Annotated in this window: 17 protein-coding genes and 2 pseudogenes; 16 read left to right on the top strand and 3 right to left on the bottom strand. The window is 60.3% G+C overall.

Annotated features, from left to right (window positions below):
- Positions 1-31: 31 nt before the first annotated feature.
- The 3 genes from ONB52_14015 to ONB52_14005 all read left to right on the top strand — a co-directional run bounded on the left by ONB52_14015 (position 32) and on the right by ONB52_14005 (position 4,049).
- Complete coding sequence (locus ONB52_14015; GenBank protein MDZ7417250.1) at positions 32-1,267, top strand: LeuA family protein; 1,236 nt, start codon at positions 32-34, stop codon at positions 1,265-1,267.
- Positions 1,264-1,752: a nucleoside 2-deoxyribosyltransferase gene (locus ONB52_14010; protein MDZ7417249.1), complete on the top strand. Its 489-nt coding sequence runs from the start codon at positions 1,264-1,266 to the stop codon at positions 1,750-1,752. The genes ONB52_14015 and ONB52_14010 overlap by 4 nt, the downstream gene beginning before the upstream one ends.
- Positions 1,753-2,204: 452 nt before the next feature.
- A complete protein-coding gene (locus tag ONB52_14005; GenBank protein MDZ7417248.1) occupies positions 2,205-4,049 on the top strand; it encodes an N-acetylmuramoyl-L-alanine amidase in 1,845 nt (614 codons plus the stop codon).
- 113 nt (positions 4,050-4,162) lie between these two features.
- Here the strand turns inward: ONB52_14005 and ONB52_14000 are convergent.
- The 3 genes and pseudogenes from ONB52_14000 to ONB52_13990 form a co-directional block, all read right to left on the bottom strand.
- A pseudogene (locus ONB52_14000) lies at positions 4,163-5,533 on the bottom strand (ferrous iron transporter B).
- Positions 5,534-5,769: 236 nt separating this feature from the next.
- Positions 5,770-6,528: pseudogene (locus tag ONB52_13995) on the bottom strand (50S ribosome-binding GTPase).
- Positions 6,525-7,538 carry a DtxR family transcriptional regulator gene (locus tag ONB52_13990; protein MDZ7417247.1) on the bottom strand — a complete coding sequence of 338 codons (1,014 nt, stop codon included), beginning with the start codon at positions 7,536-7,538 and terminating at the stop codon, positions 6,525-6,527. The pseudogene ONB52_13995 and the gene ONB52_13990 overlap by 4 nt, the downstream one beginning before the upstream one ends.
- A gap of 912 nt (positions 7,539-8,450) precedes the next feature.
- Between ONB52_13990 and ONB52_13985 the strand changes: the two genes are divergently transcribed.
- The 13 genes from ONB52_13985 to ONB52_13925 all read left to right on the top strand — a co-directional run bounded on the left by ONB52_13985 (position 8,451) and on the right by ONB52_13925 (position 18,984).
- Entirely contained in the window at positions 8,451-9,023 is a 573-nt protein-coding gene (locus tag ONB52_13985) for a carboxypeptidase regulatory-like domain-containing protein (GenBank protein ID MDZ7417246.1), read from the top strand.
- Positions 9,024-9,088: 65 nt separating this feature from the next.
- Positions 9,089-9,793 carry a cytochrome c oxidase subunit II gene (gene coxB, locus ONB52_13980; GenBank protein ID MDZ7417245.1) on the top strand — a complete coding sequence of 235 codons (705 nt, stop codon included), beginning with the start codon at positions 9,089-9,091 and terminating at the stop codon, positions 9,791-9,793.
- 39 nt (positions 9,794-9,832) lie between these two features.
- Positions 9,833-11,980, top strand: coding sequence for a cbb3-type cytochrome c oxidase subunit I (locus ONB52_13975; protein MDZ7417244.1), 2,148 nt, complete (start codon positions 9,833-9,835; stop codon positions 11,978-11,980).
- A 479-nt stretch (positions 11,981-12,459) separates the two neighbouring features.
- Positions 12,460-13,179, top strand: a complete 720-nt coding sequence (locus ONB52_13970; protein ID MDZ7417243.1) for a heme-copper oxidase subunit III — start codon at positions 12,460-12,462, stop codon at positions 13,177-13,179.
- Positions 13,180-13,218: 39 nt separating this feature from the next.
- A complete protein-coding gene (locus ONB52_13965) occupies positions 13,219-13,476 on the top strand; it encodes a hypothetical protein (protein MDZ7417242.1) in 258 nt (85 codons plus the stop codon).
- A gap of 11 nt (positions 13,477-13,487) precedes the next feature.
- A complete protein-coding gene (locus ONB52_13960; GenBank protein MDZ7417241.1) occupies positions 13,488-14,111 on the top strand; it encodes a cytochrome c oxidase subunit 3 in 624 nt (207 codons plus the stop codon).
- A gap of 76 nt (positions 14,112-14,187) precedes the next feature.
- Positions 14,188-14,526, top strand: coding sequence for a cytochrome C oxidase subunit IV family protein (locus ONB52_13955; GenBank protein ID MDZ7417240.1), 339 nt, complete (start codon positions 14,188-14,190; stop codon positions 14,524-14,526).
- 105 nt (positions 14,527-14,631) lie between these two features.
- Entirely contained in the window at positions 14,632-15,621 is a 990-nt protein-coding gene (locus ONB52_13950; protein MDZ7417239.1) for a COX15/CtaA family protein, read from the top strand.
- A gap of 100 nt (positions 15,622-15,721) precedes the next feature.
- Positions 15,722-16,615 carry a heme o synthase gene (cyoE, locus tag ONB52_13945; protein ID MDZ7417238.1) on the top strand — a complete coding sequence of 298 codons (894 nt, stop codon included), beginning with the start codon at positions 15,722-15,724 and terminating at the stop codon, positions 16,613-16,615.
- 15 nt (positions 16,616-16,630) lie between these two features.
- A complete protein-coding gene (locus tag ONB52_13940; protein MDZ7417237.1) occupies positions 16,631-17,125 on the top strand; it encodes a DinB family protein in 495 nt (164 codons plus the stop codon).
- A 69-nt stretch (positions 17,126-17,194) separates the two neighbouring features.
- Positions 17,195-17,812, top strand: a complete 618-nt coding sequence (locus tag ONB52_13935; protein ID MDZ7417236.1) for an SCO family protein — start codon at positions 17,195-17,197, stop codon at positions 17,810-17,812.
- Positions 17,809-18,228 (top strand): DUF420 domain-containing protein, encoded by a 420-nt coding sequence (locus tag ONB52_13930; GenBank protein ID MDZ7417235.1) that lies wholly within the window; start codon positions 17,809-17,811, stop codon positions 18,226-18,228. Before ONB52_13935 ends, ONB52_13930 begins: the two co-directional genes overlap by 4 nt.
- Positions 18,229-18,534: 306 nt before the next feature.
- Positions 18,535-18,984 carry an NfeD family protein gene (locus tag ONB52_13925; protein ID MDZ7417234.1) on the top strand — a complete coding sequence of 150 codons (450 nt, stop codon included), beginning with the start codon at positions 18,535-18,537 and terminating at the stop codon, positions 18,982-18,984.
- The last annotated feature ends 2 nt before the right edge of the window (positions 18,985-18,986 follow it).

The following is an 18,986-nucleotide window of genomic DNA, read 5'->3' as shown; positions in this document are numbered from 1 at the left end:
GACGGACGTGAAATGTCACGCGAGGCAGGCCATGACCAATCCCGCGGAACAGGATCTCATCTATGATTGGAACACCGTCGCCGGCGGTTTCAAGCCCGGCCAGCCGGTCGAATTCGATGATGAAACGCTGCGCGACGGGTTGCAATCGCCCTCTGTGACCGATCCTCCGATCACGGACAAATTGCGCATGCTGCACCTCATGCACCGCCTGGGGCTGCAGGCCGCCAACATCGGGCTGCCCGGCGCCGGCCCGCGGGCACGGGCCGACGTGCTGGCTCTGGCGCGCGAGATTGCCAACCACCGGCTGGCGATCTTTCCCAACTGCGCGGCACGCACGGTGGAGGCGGACATCATCCCGATCGTCGAGATTTCGCAGCAGGCCGGCATCGCCATCGAAGCCGCGACTTTTCTCGGCTCCAGTCCGGTGCGTCTCTATGCGGAAAACTGGGACATCCATTTCCTGCAGCACACGGTCGAAAAGGCGGTGTCGTTCGTCGTCAAGCACGGGCTGCCGGCGATGTTTGTCACCGAAGACACGATTCGCTCCCATCCGGACACGGTGGCGCTGCTTTACAGCACGGCGGTGCGCGCCGGTGCCACGCGCGTGGTGGTTTGCGATACTGTTGGCCACGCCACCCCGGCGGGCGTGCGCGCCCTGGTGCAGTTCGTGCGCCAAGTGGTGCACGCCATCAATCCCGCCGTGAAAGTGGACTGGCACGGCCATCGTGATCGCGGGCTGGCGCTGAGCAATACGCTGACAGCCATCGAGGCGGGTGCCGATCGCGTGCACGGCACGATACTCGGCATCGGCGAGCGCGTCGGCAACACGCCGCTCGATCTCATTCTGGTGAATTGCAAACTGCTCGGCTGGATCGACAACGATTTGACCGCATTGCAGGAGTATTGTGCGCTGGTCTCCCGCGCCTGTGGTGTGCCGGTGCCCGCCAATTATCCGGTGTTTGGCCGTGATGCCTTTCGCACCGGCACCGGCGTGCATGCCGCCGCCATCATCAAAGCCCGCAAAAAGGGGCAGGACTGGCTGGCGGATCTGGTCTATTCCGGCGTACCGGCGAGCTGGTTTGGCCGCCGCCAGGAAATCGAGATCGGCCATATGAGTGGTGAATCGAACGTGATTTACTGGCTCACCGCCAATGGGATCGAGCCGACCCGGCCGCGCATCGAGGCGATCTTTGCCGCCGCCAAGCGCATGAACCGCAACATGACGGATGAGGAAATCCACGAGGTGCTGCGATCACTCGAACATTGAAGCTCTACTTTTCCGCCGCCATCAGCGCCGGCCGGCAGCGCCAGCCGCTTTATCAGCGCATGGTGGCCTTTCTCGAGGAACTGGGCGGCGAGATCTTGACCAAACACGTGGCGCATCCCCGCGTGCTGCAGCAGGAGGCACAACACAGCGCGGTGGAAATCTTCTGCCGCGATCGCAGCCTGCTGGCAGCGTGCGATGCTCTGGTCGCTGAAGTCAGCACCCCCTCGCTGGGCGTGGGGTATGAGATTGCCGTGGCATTGCAGCAACGGCGCCCGGTGTTGTGCCTGTGCAAACAGGGAATTTTTCTGACGCGCATGCTTACCGGTAATCCCGATCCCAATCTCACTGTTCGTTTTTATGCCCAAGAGGCGGACTGGCAGGAGGAAATGCGCCGCTTTCACCGGCAGCTCCACGATATGCTTGTTTCGTCTCATCCTCTCCCGAGAGTTGAATCTGTTGAAAAAAGCAAAGACTTTTTCGACTGATAGAAAAACCCAACGGATAAAATTTCAACAGTTGGGTTCTTGCATGCGCGGGAAATTTTCTTTTTGCTTGTGGCCTGCTCACGTTGGGATTGGAATTCGTGTTTCGCAGGCTGCGCCGCTGCCGCTTGCATTTTGTGGGCTGCAGGGCGCGCCGCGCGAGCGGTTTTCCCCGCGCCCCGGGAATGCTTGAAAAACTCCGGGGCGCGAAGCAATCTCACAGCCGGGGCGGGGGCAGCAACCTGCCTTCCACCCGCAGAGATGAACCACCCGGGAGCTCCATGCGCGCGTGCAGCGGACAGCCCGACAGTTATGCTGTCCGCCCCGTGTCTATCGCCTGCAGGTTGAAATTGGTTCAGAGTGCACCGTTTCTGCTTTGCACTCCAGCGCAAAATAACTCCAAACGGATATCACCAACGCATCGTCTCAGGATGACTGCACGCAGCAAGGACGGCATGAAACGGTTCCAGGAATGCCATGCCCCGGTGTCACCTCTTGTAAGAACCCTCGTGCTTGCGGGCATTGTTGCCCCCGCCCTTCTCAATCTCGCGGGTTGCCTGAAACCCTACCCGCGCCTGCCACAATCGCGCACGCCGCAGGCGGACAGCCTTCAGGTTGCCGCCGTCGCGGACAGGGTGGCAGCGACGGAAAGTCCTGAGGCACTCCCCAGCAAACCCGACACGCTGCTGCCGGAGACTCTGCCCGGCGAGGATCAGATTGTTGCGCAATTCAAAGACAATCGCGTTTTCGTTTTGGTCAGGGTGAATGCGGCAGCCGGCTGGCATGCGGCGCTGGCGGACCGCATATTGTATGATCCGGCTGCCTGGCAAACGATTTCGCCGGTGCTTGCGCACACTGATTCGGGGGATTTTGTCGAGGTGCCGTTTGCGCTGTTGAATTATGAGTACAAGAAAAAAGCGTTGCAGCAGATTTTTCCCGCCAGCAGTGAAAATGAGGAAGGGTGGCTGCATGTGGTGCATTACAAAGGCGAGACCTTGTGGGCGATCGCCGAAATTTTCACCGGCGAGGGCAGAAACTACACGGCGCTGGAAAAGGAGAACAACCTCGCGCCGCATACGCCCCTGAGGCGCGGGCAGCGCCTTCGTATTCCTACCAGCCTGCTGGCAAAGTCACTGCGCAATACTTCGTTTCCGGAATTTGTTGCGCTGCCGCAAGACACGGTGGCGGCATCCGTTTCCCCGGCACGCGCCGCCGAACCGCCGGTTTCACGCGATCCGGCGTTGCAGTTTCGCAAGATAGCCGGGGAGTGGTTTGGTATTTACCGGCTGCAGCGCGGTGAGGCGCTGTACAGCGCGGTGGTGGTGCGCTTCACCGGCCGTGTCGATGCCGATGAAGTCAACCAAATCGCCCGCCAGCTCATGCGCGTGAACGGCATCCGTGATGAGACAGCCATTCCTGCCGGCACCGCCATTCGCATTCCGCTGCGGTTGGTGGATGAAGCGCTGCTGATCAAGGGCGGGCAGGAACCGGGTCCGCAACTGCCGCGGCGGCCGGGCAAGCTGCACGTGATCCTGGATGCCGGTCACGGCGGCAATGACCCCGGCACCATGGTGCGTGGCTGGCGCGAGGCCGATCTGGCGTATGATTTGATGCGCCGGTTGCAGCGGGAACTTGAAGCGGCGGGCGTGGTGGTGCATCCGCTGGTGGGCAGCCGCGCCCGCGCCACCGCCAGCGGCAACGGCGGCAGCGACCAACGCCACAATTACGTGCTGGTCACCCCGCCTTATTTCATCGAAGACAGCCGCGTGGCGTTGAATCTGCGCATCAATCTCATCGACGCTATTTACGAACGGTTGCTGCGCGCCGGCGTGCCCCGCGCCAACATGATCCTGATCAGCATTCATCTTGATCATCTCCATCCTGCCCTCAATGGCGCGATGGTGTATTATCCCGGTGCACGCGAGCGCCTGGAGAGCTACGGTGCCTGGTGGGACGGGGTTTATGACCGGTATGTCGAGAGCCGCAATCGCACGATTTCTTACACGGCGCGTGACAACCAGGAAGCGGAAGCCGCCAGTGAAAACTTTGCCCGTGGTTTGATCGCCGCCTTGCGGCGTGCCCGGCTGCCGGTGCACACCTATGAACCGATCCGGCAATACGTCTATCGCGGCGGCCGCAAATGGACCCCCGGCATCATTCGCTACAGCCGCGTGCCGACCTCCGTGCTGTTGGAGGCCGCCAATCTCGCCAATCCCGGGGATCTGATGAACATGCGCGCATCGCAGTTCCGGCAGCGTTTCGTCGCAGCCGTGGCGCAGGCGATTGTGGAAGGAAAGTGAGGAGAACAGCAGGCGCGCAGCGTGGTGCCGGCGGTTCAGCAGATGGGATCGAGGTGGTTGTCGTGGTCAGTTTGTTTAAGGAGACCGGCGTGCCAGTCGCCCGCGCAATTTGCTCACCTTCCCCCCACCAACCGCCAGATTTGCGCCAGGAAAAAGCAAATCACTACTCCCATCATGAGCGGCAGCAGGGCGGAAAACGTCGCCCACTTGGCGCTGCCGGTCTCCTTATAGATGGTATAGATCGTGGTCGAGCAGGGGTTGTGCACCAGGCTGAAGAGCATCAGGCAGACCGCGGTCAGCGTTGTCCAGCCCGCGGCATTGAAGATCGTCATGTAGGCGGAGGCGTCCTCCAGCTCGAACATCACCCCGGCGCCGGCGCCCACTCCCGTGAGCTTGGCGGTGAGCACCGACAGCATGAGAATGGTGGGCACGACAATCTCGTTGGCGGGAATGGCGATGAGGTAGGCCAGCAGAATGACGCCGTTCAAGCCGATCAACACGCCAAAGGGATTGAAGAAATCAATGATGTGCTCGGCGATGCTGGCCCGGCCGATGGAGAGGTTGCTCAACAGCCAGATCACCGCGCCGGCCGGCACCGCAAACACCACTGCGCGCCAGAGCACGAAGATGGTGCGGTCGATCAGCGAGGTGTACAGGGTTTTCAAGATTTGCGGCGGCCGATAAGGCGGCAGCTCGAGGCTGAAGGTGGACGCTTCACCCTTGAGAATGGTGCGTGAAAGAAACCAGGAGGTCACAAACGTCAAAAACACGCCGAGCAGAGCCACGCCCACCACCGCGGCCGCGGAAACGAGTCCCGCCCAGGCAGGCGGCACCGTCGCGCCGATGAACAGGGAGGCCATGAGAATCTGTGTGGGCCAGCGGCCGTTGCACAGGGCAAAATTGTTGGTCAGGATGGCGATCAAGCGCTCGCGCGGGCTGTCGATGATGCGTGTGGCGATGACGCCGGCAGCGTTGCAGCCATAGCCCATGCTCATGGTTAGTGCCTGCTTGCCGTGCGCACCGGATTTGCGGAAGAGATTGTCCAGGTTGAACGCGATGCGCGGCAGATAACCGAAATCTTCCAGCAGCGTGAACAGCGGAAAGAAAATCGCCATGGGCGGCAGCATCACGCTCACCACCCAGGCGGCGGCGAGATAGACGCCGTCGAACAGCAGTCCAGCGAGCCACCACGGCATGCCGATGGCTGCGGCCAGGTCTTTCAGCATCGGATGAATTGTGTCGATCAACAACCCGGCGATCAGACTGGAGGGCACGTTGGCACCCGCGATGGTCAGCCAGAAGACCAGCGTCAACAGCAAGAGCATGACGGGGACACCGGTCAAGCGGCTGGTGAGCAGGCGGTCGAGCGCACGGTCCCAGTCGAACTTCGGCTTCTCGCCGGCCGGGGTCACGACCTTCGCGGCGATGCGGGAGGCTTCCTGATAGATCGTGTCCATCAGGGAATCATGCAGATGCTCGCCGACCTCCCAGCGCAGTTGGTTGGCGGTTGCCAGAATGGCTTCGGAGGACACGGTTGTGGGTTTGTGGTCATGGCTCATGGGAATATCCCGGGTTAATGCAGGTTTCAGGCGGCCTTTGCCGTCACAAGGCACGTGCCCGCGACCGGACGTGTCAGAGTGGGCACCGGATTGCAGGCGTCTCAGGGGTTGGCCAGAGCGGCGGCGGGCTGCAGTTGCCGGGCCTGTGCCAGTGCCGTCATCTCGCCGCTGCGCACCGCTTCGATGATGCGCGGATCTCCCTCCAGCAACCGCAACGCCACCCAGCGCGCGTTCGCAAGGCCCGGGAATCTCGCGGTGAGCATGGTGGTCAGTTTTTCCAGCGCAAATTTCAGGCTGCGCGACTCGCCCTTGATGCGGCGCGGCTGGCAGACATACTCCCCGGTGGCGACAGCATGCAACTGTTGCAACAGTTCCGGAATGCCCAGGCCGCTGCGCGCGGCTGTCGGCACCACCGGCACGCCCAGTTCCCTGGCCAGCAGCCGATCATCGATGCTCAAGCGGTGCCGGCGCGCCTCATCAATGAGATTCAGGCAGACCACCGCGCGGTTGGTGATTTCCAAAACCTGCAGCACCAGGTTGAGATTGCGCTCCAGGCGGGTGGCATCCACCACGATCACAGTGACATCGGGCCGGCCAAACAGGATGAAATTGCGTGCGACCTCCTCATCGGTGCTGGTGGACAGCAGCGAGTAGGTTCCCGGCAGATCCACGATCTTGTAGCGCTTGCCCGTATAGACGAAACCACCCTCGGCGCGCGTTACGGTTTTGCCGGGCCAGTTGCCGGTGTGCTGCCGCAGGCCGGTCAACGCGTTGAACACCGTGCTTTTGCCGGTGTTGGGGTTGCCGGCCAGCGCCACGACATAGTCGAACGATTCCATGTTCACACCGAGCTTGATCAAGTTCCCGGCGTGATGTACCGGACAGCTTTCGCAGGCGGCTGGTGTGGCGGGCAGGTTCATGCCTCCTTCTCCTTGCGCTGAATGTAGATGTGGCTCGCTTGCTCTCTGCGCAGCGCGATCAGCGCGCCGCGAATGTTGTAGGCCATGGGATTGCCGCTGGGGCTGGAGAGCTCCGCCGTAACCGTGGTGCCCGGCACGATCCCCAGGTCCATCAAACGCCGGCGCTGCAAGCCGCGGCAGTTGCGCGAAATGCCGAGCACCACCCCGGTTTCCCCGGTCTTGAGTGCGCTCAGCGACTCGAACGGACCTTCCATTTCCTGGCCGTTGGTGAGCGGCACCACACTCACGTTGGCGGCAGCCACCGGTGCCAGTTTGAATTCCTCGCCATTGGCGATGAATTGAATGCGCTCGGGCGATTTGTCCAGCACGCGGATGATCATGCCGGGGTGCAGGCCCTCGGCGGATAATTGTGCATAGATCACCGCCGGCTCGTCTTCGATGTGCACGATGCGGGCAAGCTCGCCGACCGGCAGATCTGTGAGCGGTTGATCCTCCTGGGCCGGCAGCTCACCGCCCGAGGTCGGGATGGGATCGCCATGCGGATCGTGCAGCGGGTTGCTCATCTGCCGTGCCAGTTTTTCGGCCTCTTCGGCGGTGGTGATGTGCTCGCGCCTTTCCGCCTCATTGTGCCACTCGGTGGCAGCCAGGCCGGTTTCATCCGCAAAGTAGCGTTCCCACAAGCGATGCACTCGAATGATGCGCAGGGCATCGGAGCGGCCCTCGGCGGTCAGGCCGAAACCGTTTTGCTGGGAGATGATCAACCCCAGGCTTTCGAGCTTGGTGAGCAGGCGGGCGGCCTGATCGCGGCTGATGCTCAACGCGCCGGACAGGCTCTCCAGGGTTGCCCGCTGGCCCTTCTCCTCCTGGTGATAAAGATGCTTGAGCGCGTCCTCAATCAACACCTTCTGCGTGGTGCGATTGAGTTTCTGCCACTGGACAAGCAAGCCGTAATTGGGCCAAAGCACGATTGCTGCCAGCGCCAGCAAGCCAAACGCTGTCAACAAGGCCATTATAGGATCCACCATCTGTCTCGTCTCCGCATCGTTCTGTCTTTTACCAGCCAAACGAAGCAGGGTGGTGTGGCCGTGCCCCTTCAGAAACCGGCAACCAATTGACATGATGATGCTTTCGTCGGGGCACTGCCAATGTGATTCCCCAGAGCTGCATGCCGACTGGGTGTTTGCGCCTCTGTGCTCGTGGCGAGGACACCTGAAATCGTCATGCCTCCGCTCCATGTGGGGACGCAGGGCAGACCTCTTGTCTGCAGGAAGATCTGGGCTACTTCACACATCACCGCGGGATAACCTGCAATCCCGTGCACGACCACAGCGCGCGCACCGGTCAAATTGCGTTCGGCCCTCGTGGGGTACGCATCGATGTCGCTGAGTATGCAGTTTTGGAAATATTTATTCACAAGTGAAAGCAGCTTCGACGATCATATCTCCTAAAACAAAATTTAGGAACATCTAAAAATAATGTGTATCGCAGAAACAAACAAGACATTTTTTGCGCCATTGTCTGCAATCATCATGTTGTCAGTTGGAATGAGGGCGTGTGATCGACAGCCGTGGTGCAGTCTTGCCGGCCAGCGGCTGTGAAAACGGTTGCAAATTTCCGCTTGACATTGCGCCCTTGTCTGACTACATTTTACCGCCAATTTTAACATATCCTGCATCAGATTGCTGCTCCCGGCAGCCCGTCACATCAGACGAACTGTGAAAATTGCGCTATCCCGCGTGCGTGTCGCCTGTTTGATTTCATGTCTCACGCCAATATGTTGGTCAGCCTGCAGCGGCGACAGTCAGTCAGTTCCAACTCCCAAATCTGAAACAGTCGTTCCCGCGCCGGTCAAACCGGCGACGAGTTTCATCTATGGTCAGATTCATTTTCAGGGCGAAGCGCCTGCAGCGAAAGTCATTCGCATGGCAACTGATCCCGCCTGCAGGCAAGACGGTTCCTCGGTGGTTGTCTCAGACGAATTTGTGGTCAACGCCAACCGGACGTTGCGCCACGTCTTCGTTTATCTGGCCGAGGGGGTCGTGCAAAAATATCCGCCGCCCGGCAGCCCCGTGGTGTTGAATCAGATTGGGTGCCAGTATCAGCCGCACGTGTTCGGCATTCAGACTGGCCAGTCTCTGCTGATTTTGAACAGCGACGACACGATGCACAACGTTCACGCGGCCGCAAAACACAACCCACCTTTCAATCTCGGCATGACGCGTCACGTGAAACAGTTGACGCGCACTTTCATCCGGCCCGAGGTCATGATTCCCTTTCGCTGCAATGTGCATCCGTGGATGTCGGCCTATGCCGGAGTCTTGGAGCATCCATTTTTCCAGGTGACAGACACGACCGGCAGCTATCGCCTGGGCCCGTTGCCCGCCGGTGCCTACCAGGTGGTGGCTTGGCACGAGAAGTTGGGCCGGCGTGAGCAGCGGCTCGCGCTCGGCGACTCGGCGGCGCTGTGTCTCGATTTCACGTTTGTTGCACACTAAGCTGGTGCCCTTTCTGCCATCCGCTGTATTTCATCACTCAACCTTGCCAAGGGAGGAGAGCTGCAATGCTTGACTGGCTTCCGGAAAATGCTTCCACTTACGGCAGTAGAATCGACTTCATCTTTTACATCATCTACTACCTGACGGCCGCGGTCTTCGTGCTGGTGGCGGCGACCATGATCTACTTCCTCATCAAATACCGTCACCGCGAGGGCCGGCGCGCCATCTACAGCCATGGCAACACCACCCTGGAATGGGTGTGGACGAGCGCCACCACCGTTGCGATGTTCGCACTCGCGTTTGCCAGCAGGCCGCTCTGGGGTGAAATCAAACAGCAGCGGCCGCCGGCGGACGTGGAGGTGCGTGTTACCGGCAAACAGTTCAATTGGCAGATTCTCTATCCCGGACCCGACCGCCAATTCGACACCGCTGACGATTACCAGATTGACAACGACCTGCATGTGCCCGTGAATGCCGTGGTGCACGTGCATTTGAATTCGTTGGATGTGATTCACAGTTTCTTCGTGCCGCAACTGCGGTTGAAACAGGATGCCGTCCCCGGGCACAAGATCACCGCCTGGTTTCAGGCGACCAAGCCCGGCGTCTACGAAATCCCCTGCGCCGAGCTGTGCGGCTTCGGCCATTCCGGCATGAAGGGCACACTTTATGTCGATGCGCCGGCGGATTACGAAGCCTGGAAGCTGGCGATCTGGCCGGCGGCGGAAGAAACCGCACCGGGCGATACCACCGGCGCCGGCAACCAACTGTAATGACAACCCATCCACGATCTTTCCGAGGGAGAATTCAGAATGGCACATGCACACACCATCTCTGCCGATGAGCTGAAACAACGTCGGTTGTTCGGCGAAATTTTCAGCGCGATCATGATCGTCACCGGTGCCCTGTTCCTTCTGCTCACCCTGCTGATCCGGCCGGAAAGCGGCCTGCTGACACGTCTGGTATTCGGCGGGGTGGCACTTGCCAACGGTGTGCTCACCTGGCGGCGGCCGCACAAGTGGCTCGGCGCGCTGCCTCTGCTCTATGGCACTGTCTGGGCCGTGTGGGGATTGCTGCAGGGCATCACCACCCCCTCCCTGCTCGGCTTCTCCGACTTTCTCGTCGGCTTCTTCTTCATTATCGGCGGCCTGGGCAATCTCGCGGAGCAGTATCCTCACAGCTTCCTTGCCACCCATATCATCTCGATGGATCACAAGATGATCGGCAAGCAATTTCTCACTTTGGGCTTGCTGATGATGATCTTTGGCGGCGGGTTCGCCCTGCTGTTCCGCTGGCAACTCGCCTATCCCGACAAGCCGCTGCCGCTCATCGGGGCCTCCGCCGAATTTATCGAAACCGGCGAGCCCAAAACCGCGATGGACAAGCTCTGGATGGAGTGGCTGCAAAAAGATGAAAGCGAGCAGAACTGGCTGGCGAAAAACATGCCGATGGGGGCGATTGCCCCGGCATTTTACAACTCGCTGTTCACCATGCACGCCACCATCATGATCTTCTTCGTGGTGATGCCCATTCTGGTCGGTTGCTTCGGCAATTTCCTCATCCCGCTGATGATTGGCACGCGTGACATGGCGTTTCCCGTGCTCAATATGCTCTCCTTTTGGGTGGCGGTGGCCTCCGGCGTGGTGATGATGGCCGGCTTCCTTGTGCCCGGCGGCCATGCGGCAACCGGTTGGACGGCCTACTCGCCGCTGGCTGCCAATCCGGCCTGGACCGGGGTCGACATGGGCCAGGTGCTGTGGGCCTTCAGCCTGATCGTGCTGGGCGTCTCCTCGCTGATGGGCTCGATCAACTACATCACCACCATCATCAACATGCGTGCGCCCGGGATGACGCTGTTCCGCATGCCGCTCGCGGTCTGGTCGCTGTTCATCGTCGCCATTCTCCTGTTGCTGGCGCTGCCGGTGTTGAGCTCGGCGCTGGCCATGTTGCTGTTCGATCAAACCCTGGGCACCAACTTTTTCAATGTCGCCGGCGGCGGCGAACCGCTGCTCTGGCAGCATCTTTTCTGGTTTTTCGGCCATCCCGAAGTTTACATTCTCATTTTGCCGGCCATGGGGCTGGCCTCCGAAATCGTGTCGGTGTTCAGCCGTAAACCGATCTTCGGTTACCGTGCCATGGTGTGGGCGATGGTGGCGATCGCCTTCCTGGGCTGGATCGTGTGGGGGCATCACATGTTTCAAAGCGGCATGAACCCCCGGCTCGGCACCACCTTCATGGTTTCCACCATGTTGATCGCCGTGCCCTCCGCCATCAAAACCTTCAACTGGCTCGGCACTTTGTGGGGCGGCAGCATCCGCTTCACCGTGCCGATGCTGTTCGCTCTCGGCTTCGTTTCGATGTTCGTCATCGGCGGCCTGAGCGGCATCTACATGGCTTCGACGCCGGTGGACATGTTCATTCACGACACCTATTACATCGTCGCCCACATTCACTACGTCGTGTTCGGCGGCAGCATGCTCGGCATTTTCGCCGGCCTGTATTACTGGTTCCCGAAAATGTATGGCCGCATGATGAACGACACCTGGGGCAAGATTCACTTCTGGCTGACTTTTGTCTCCTTCAACTGCACTTTCTTCCCGATGCACATTCTGGGCGTGGGCGGCCACATGCGCCGCATCGCCAATCCGCTGCAGTATGATTTTCTCAAACAATTCCAGGGCATGAACGAGTTCATCACCATCAGCGCCTTTGTGCTCGGTTTCGCCCAGCTCATCTTTGCGGTGAATTTTCTCTACAGCATGTTCAAGGGCCGCAAGGCGGAGAGTGACAACCCCTGGCATGCCAACACGCTGGAGTGGACCGCGCCCACGCCGCCGCCGCACGGCAATTTTCCGGTGACGCCGACTGTCTATCACGGCCCGTACGAGTATAGCGTCCCCGGCCGCGACAGTGATTATCTGCCGCAAACCGAGAAGGCGGCAGTGCCGGCCGGCCATTGATGCCTTCGCAGGAGAAGTCGATTATGGCTGCGGCGCAAACGAATGCCCAGACCGCTGTGATGCCTGCATCCCAGGACCACACCGAGCTGGCACAGCGCAATGCGCGTATGCTCGCGCTCCTATGCGCTGTCTTGTCAATGTTGGTGGTGGTGACAGTGATCAGTGTGTTGTGGCTGAACTAATAGTCCAGCGTCAAGTTGGCACCTCCACTCTCCAAAGGTCATTCTGCAAGAATCTTCGCTTGAGTGCTTGGGATAATGTCAGGATAAGCATCAATCCCGGTACTCAGGAGGATTACCGCGAAAATGCCGTAGCGCAGGCTTCCAGCCTGCTGCAGACATGATGTCTGCGCCACATTCTCATTCCCGATGGGTGTCCATACGGGCATGGCAAATTCCTCCGCAATGACAGTTTTGGGTTGCGGAGCGGATTTTAGAACTTAACGTTGTAGTACTAACCAACGGGCGAAGGCCTTGGCGATGACGGTGACTGCGGCAGGAAGTCTTCCCCTGGTGGCTTACAAATGGCGCGATGGTGGGCGGCGGGATGTGCCCGAGCGGGATCATTTTTCCGGCGAGCCGCCGCCACTCACCCCGGCATTGCCCTTCGGCCCGGATGATGACGGTGACGGGGGCGAAGTGCCGTCGCGGCCGGTTGGCAATGCCGTGTTGGGTATGCTGCTGTTTCTCGGCACGGATGCGATGTTCTTTGCGGCACTCATCGGCGCGTTCATCGTTTTCAAATACGGCGCGCTGGACTGGCCGCCGCTGGGCCAGCCGCGCCTGCCGGTGCTGGTCACCGGCGTGAACACCGTGATCCTGCTGGCCAGCGGCTTCACCATGGTGCAGGCTTATCGCCGCATCCGACGCGGTGAGGTGGCCGGTTTGCAGAAGTATCTCGCGGTCACCGCAGGTTTGGGCACCACGTTTCTGCTGATCCAGGGCTACGAGTGGCTCAAACTGCTCCGCTACGGCCTGACGCTGTCCTCCAGCGTGTATGGCGCGACCTTCTACACGCTGATTGGCTGTCATGCCCTGCATGTCGCCGGCGCGGTGTTCTGGCTGCTGATTGTTTGGTGGCGGGCCAGGCGGGGACGGTTCACCGCCGCCCGGCACACCGTCGTCCTGCTGTGCAGCATGTACTGGTATCTTGTGGTCCTGCTTTGGCCCGTGCTCTATGTCCTGGTCTATCTGAATTGAGCCGGGGAGGCAGGGAAAGAAAAAAAGAGGTATGGTGAGATGTCTTGCGCAAAACTGTTGTTCGCGCTGTTGTTTGTTGGCGTGCTGTTGCTGCCACAGGCCTCACTGGCTTGCCCGGGTTGTGCGCAAGCTGCAAGTGGCGCGCTCGGCCGCGGTTTCAACACCAGCATTCTGTTTTTGATGGCCATGCCGTTCGCCATCGTCGGTGGCGTGGCGCTCTGTCTGTTCCTGTTGCAGCGCCGGCATCGCTTCCCCGCCAGACCCCGTCCTGTCCCGCTTTCCCAATCTGAAACTTGAGGAGGAAAAACGTGAGTCCTGTCTCTGCCCACGTTCATGCGATTGAACCCGCCGAATCACCCCTGACCCCGGAAAGCTGGGGCAAACTTGGCATGTGGATTTTCCTGGCGGGTGATGCCATGTCTTTTGGCGGCTTGCTCGCCGGCTACGGCGCCCTGCGTGCCGGCGCAACCGACTGGCCCAACCCGCTGGAAGTGCTCGGCATCAATCTCACCGCCTTCATGACGTTTCTGCTCATCTGCAGCAGCGTCACCATGGTCAAGGCACTCTCGGCCATACGCCACGGCAATCAACAGCGTCTGCGCAACTTCCTGCTGCTCACCATTCTCGGCGGCCTCACCTTTCTCGGTCTGCAGGCTTACGAATGGACGCATCTGATTACCGCGCAGCAGGTGACCTTTACCAGCAATCCCTACGGCAACTATTTGTTCGGCACCACCTTCTTTGTGATCACCGGCTTTCACGGCGCGCATGTCACCGGCGGCGTGATCTATCTCAGCCTGATCCTGCTCAATAGCCTGCGCGGCCGCTACTCCGCGGAGCACTACAGCACGGTCGAGAACGCCGGTTTGTACTGGCATTTTGTCGATCTCGTCTGGATTTTGGTCTTCACCTTCGTCTATCTCATCAAGTGAGGCATGACGGCCAGTCCAACGCGGTGCTGTCCACTAGGTTGACGAAAGCCCCCATTGCGTTCCAGGAGAAAATCTCATGTCTGCCCTGCACAAAGAACCCAACTACATGATGGTGTTTTTCGCACTGTTCGTTCTCACCGTGCTCGAAATCGGCGCGATCTACCTGCCGATCGGCAGGGTCGGTGTCGCCATCCTATTGATCCTGCTGGCGCTTTCCAAAGCCTCGCTGGTGGCGATGTACTTCATGCATCTGAAATTCGAAAAGCGTACACTCGGTATTATCGCACTGACACCACTGATCCTGTGCACCCTCTTGATCATCGCCCTGTTGCCCGATCTGACCGGCACCCCGCGGGATTCCTCCCGCCTGCGGGCTGAGCAGGCGGGGGTGCCGGCTGCCGGGGAGATGCAGTAAGGTTGCTGCCCGCCCCTTCCCGGCGGCAGTCACCTGCGAAGTTGTGCTTTTACGTGTGTATTTTTTGACATATATTGCGCCGGTTCGAACAATCATGTGAGTCAAATGATGACTTCTGCATCTTCCTCCGGCAAATGGCTCCACCGTTTCGCCCTGCTGGTGGCGGGAGCCACTTTTGTTCTGATTTTCATCGGTGGTCTGGTGACCAGCACCGACTCCGGTCTGTCCGTACCCGACTGGCCCAACACCTACGGCTATTTCATGTTCTCCTACCCGCTGTCGCAAATGGTGGGTGGCATTCTGTATGAACACGGCCATCGCATGGCGGCCAGCATTGTGGGCATGCTGATGGTCATTCTCGCGGCCTGGCTGTGGTGGAAGGAACCCCGGCGCTGGGTGAAGCGTCTGGGGCTGGTTGCGCTGCTGCTCGTCATTTTGCAGGGCGTGCTGGGCGGACTCACGGTGCTTTTCCTGTTGCCCACCCCCATTTCGGTGGCCCATGGCACCCTGGCGCAAAGCTTCTTCGGCTTGACAGTTTGTCTGGCGCTGTTCACTTCCCCGGAGTGGGGCAAACCACGGGTGAAACGCCCGGATGCGCAGCGCCCACCCTTGTTCGTTCTGGCCGTGGCGACCACCGCAGCGATCTTTCTGCAACTCATACTCGGCGCCGTGATGCGTCACACCAAATCCGGGCTCGCCATTCCTGATTTTCCGCTGGCCTTCGGCCGGCTGATTCCGCCCTTTGATTCCACCGGCATCGTTATTCACTTTGCCCATCGCCTCGGTGCGCTGGTGGTCACTGCCCTGGTGATTTGGACCGTGACCCGTGTGTTGCGTCACCATCAGGAGGAAACTGCCCTTTATCGTCCGGCAGTTTTGCTGGCGATCGGCCTGCTGTTGCAACTCACGCTGGGTGCGCTTACCATCTGGTCACAAAAGGCGGTCATTCCCACCACCGCCCACGTGGCCACGGGTGCTTTGGTTTTGGCGGCGGCGATTGTGCTGAGCGTGCGTGCGTATCAGCATCTCAGCGTGCCGATGCGCGTGCCGGCCGGAGAAATGGCAGCCACTCTGCCGGGTGCGAGCGGCGTATGAGGGCGCTGGCCCCGGGACATCGAACGCGCAAGCATGGCCCAGGCAGCAAGTTGACGAATGGACTGTTTTCAATTGCAAGGCGAACGCTTTACGACAAATCATGATCCCATCTTCATCACCCCGCGCGCGTCTGATCGCGTCGTTGGCTGATTATCTCGCCCTCACCAAGCCCCGTGTCACCCTGATGGTGCTGATCACCACCCTGTTCGGCTTCTATCTTGGCGCACGGGAGGCGCTCGCATTGGCGTTGCTGCTGCACACTCTGGTGGGCACTGCCTTGGTCGCCGGCGGAACCAGTGCGCTCAACCAATATCTCGAACGCCACTGCGACGCCCGCATGCTGCGCACCCGCCATCGCCCTCTGCCCGCCGGCCGGCTGAAGCCCAGCCAGGCGCTGGGGTTCGGTGCCCTGATTTCGGCAGCCGGGATTGCGTATCTGGCACTTTGGGTGAATGGGCTGACGGCACTGCTGGCTGCGGTTACGCTCGTCAGTTATGTTTTTGTTTACACACCGATGAAAACGCGCAGCCCGCTTTCGACGGTGGTGGGGGCCATACCCGGCGCCCTGCCGCCCATGGGTGGCTGGACCGCGGTGCGCAACGAAATCAGTCTCGAAGCCTGGGTGTTGTTCGCGATCCTTTTCATCTGGCAGTTGCCCCATTTTCTGGCAATCGCCTGGATCTACCGTGAGGATTACGCCCGCGGCGGCTTTCGCATGCTCACCGTCATCGATCCCGCAGGCTACAGCGCCGGTCGCCAGATTCTCACGAATTGTCTGGCGTTGCTCTCCGTGAGCCTGCTGCCCACTCTCATCGGCCTGACCGGCCGGGCCTACTTTTTCGGCGCGTTGATTCTGGGCATCGGATTTCTCGGTGCCGGCCTCGGTGTCACACTGGCGCGTGACATGGCCGCGGCCCGGCGCTTGATGCACGCTTCGTTGATCTATTTGCCGGCTTTGCTCGGCATGATGGCATGGGACAAAACCACTTTTTGAGGATCCTTTTTCGGCATGACGGCATCCGAACGTGCAGAACTGATTGGCCAATATCGGGAAGGCTACGCGCAAGTTGCGCAGGCACTGCATGACATCACACCCGCGGAGCTGGATTATCGCTGGTCGCCGCAGAAATGGACGGCCCGCGAAATTATCCATCATCTCGCGGACAGCGAAATGACCAGTGCCATCCGCTTGCGCCGGTTGCTGGTGGAGGAGCAGCCACGGATTCAGGCCTACGATCAGGAGGCTTTCGCCCGCCGGCTGTTCTACGCCCGCCGCGCGATCGCTCCGGCGCTTGCGGCTTTCAAGGCCGCGCGTGAAACCACTGTCCAGCTCCTGGAGCTGATGACCGAAGACGATTGGCAGCGCACCGGGCAGCACAGCGAGAGCGGCGCCTACTCCGCGGAAACCTGGTTGCGTATTTATGCCCCGCATGCGCACAATCATGCCGAACAGATCCGGCAGTGTCGCGCCCGCTATCAAGAACAAGGCCGCGGGTCGGGCTGACGAGCGCTTCCGGGGCGGCCAGAGCCTGCGCAGCATGGCACCGCGGCACTCGCAAGTCGTGGAGGCGTTATGGCGGAGAGATGCAGCGGCCATTTGTGGTGGGGAATAGGTGCCGGGACCATCATGGTCGTCGCCGCCATGTACCTGGGACAGGAGTCGCTTACCGGCCAGCGCTTGAAAAGCTTTGGCCGGGTGCCGGCATTCACCCTGCTCGAGCGCAGCGGCGAGCCCTTTGGCACGGCGGATTTAAAGGGCAGGGTTTGGATCGCCAACTTCTTCTTCACGAGCTGCTCGGGCATCTGCCCCATCATGACCCGTCACCTGTCCCAACTGCAAACTGCCCTCCTGCAAGCCGGCCTTTCCAAGGTCAAGCTGGTATCGTTCTCGGTTGACCCCGAAGTGGACACCCCGGCAGTTCTCGCCCGTTTTGCGCAAAAATATGGCGCGCAGCCGGGCACCTGGTATTTTCTCACCGGCAGGCCGGACGTGATGCAGGAGCTCGCCAGCCGGGGCTTTTTGCTTGCCGCCGCGGGTGTCAATCCGCCGGAACCCATCCTGCACAGTGATCGTTTCGTGCTGGTCGATGCCGCCGGCAGAATTCGCAAATCCTACATCGGCACGGATGCGAGCTGCGTGCCGCAAATCGTGCGCGATGTCAGGAACTTGATTGCCGAGGTCTCCTGGTGATACCCCTCAACACCCTGCCCCACCTTAATGCGCTGCTCAATGGCGCCAGCACATTCTTTCTGCTGCTGGGATTCTGGTTCATTCGCCGCAAGCGCATCCCGCAGCACAAATTCTGCATGCTGTGTGCGGTGGCGGCGTCGCTTTTGTTTCTTGCCAGTTATCTCGTCTATCATTACCATGCCGGCTCGAAACCCTTTCAGGGGCAGGGATTCATCCGGCCGGTTTATTTTGCCATTCTCCTGTCACACACCATTTTGGCGATGGTCAATGTGCCACTGGTGCTGATCACACTGGTGCGCGCCCTGCGCGAGCGCTTCGATCAGCATGCCCGGCTGGCACGGCGCTGGACGTTTCCGGTCTGGCTGTACGTTTCGGTCACCGGAGTGCTGGTGTACCTGATGCTGTATCAACTCTGAGGGCGGGCGACACGAGCGGCCGGGTGGGCGCCGCTTGTGCCTCCCGTACCGCGCCAGGCGCGCTGCCGCAAGCAGGCACCGTCCCCAGGTGATGCCTCGGTTACGGAGGGGCGCAGCGCAGACCTCTTGTCTGCAGGCAGGGCTCCCTGAACCCCTCCACACGTTGTTGCGGGATTGCGCCCCCACCCAGATTCACCTTGCACACGCCGGTGAAGTTTGCTACTTTTGCCACGGTCACGCAGGGCTGCGCCTCCAGCTTTTACCTCTGCCCAACAACTCATATCCCGAGAAGATCAGGAGGCGAAGATGGAAGACTGGCTGTTGTGGCTGTTGGTCGGTATCGTGCTCAATATTCTGGAAATCTTCTTTCCGGGCTTCATTCCCGCCTGTTTTGGCTTTGGCTGTTTTGCGGCGGCGATTGCCGCGGCGCTGGATTTTGATCTCACCGTTCAAATTGCCGTCTTCACCGCCACCACTTTCATCGTCTTTCTTTCCATCCGGCCGGTGTTCCTGAAAGTCCTGAGCAGGAATACACACACGGTCGCCACCAACACCGAGCGGCTGGTGGGAATGATCGGCCTGACGCTGGAGGAAGTTTCCGGCCTGCAGGGCCAGGTCAAGCTGGAGGGCGAGATCTGGAGCAGTCGCAGTGATGACGGACGCCGCCTGCCGCCGGGCACGCGCGTGCGGGTCTTGCGCGTGGAAGGCAACAAGTTGATTGTGACGGCCAACGGCGTTCATCCCTCATTGAATTAAGG

Source organism: candidate division KSB1 bacterium (assembly GCA_034506255.1).
Taxonomy (GTDB): domain Bacteria; phylum Zhuqueibacterota; class Zhuqueibacteria; order Zhuqueibacterales; family Zhuqueibacteraceae; genus Coneutiohabitans; species Coneutiohabitans thermophilus.
This window is presented reverse-complemented; position numbering and strand designations above follow the sequence as displayed.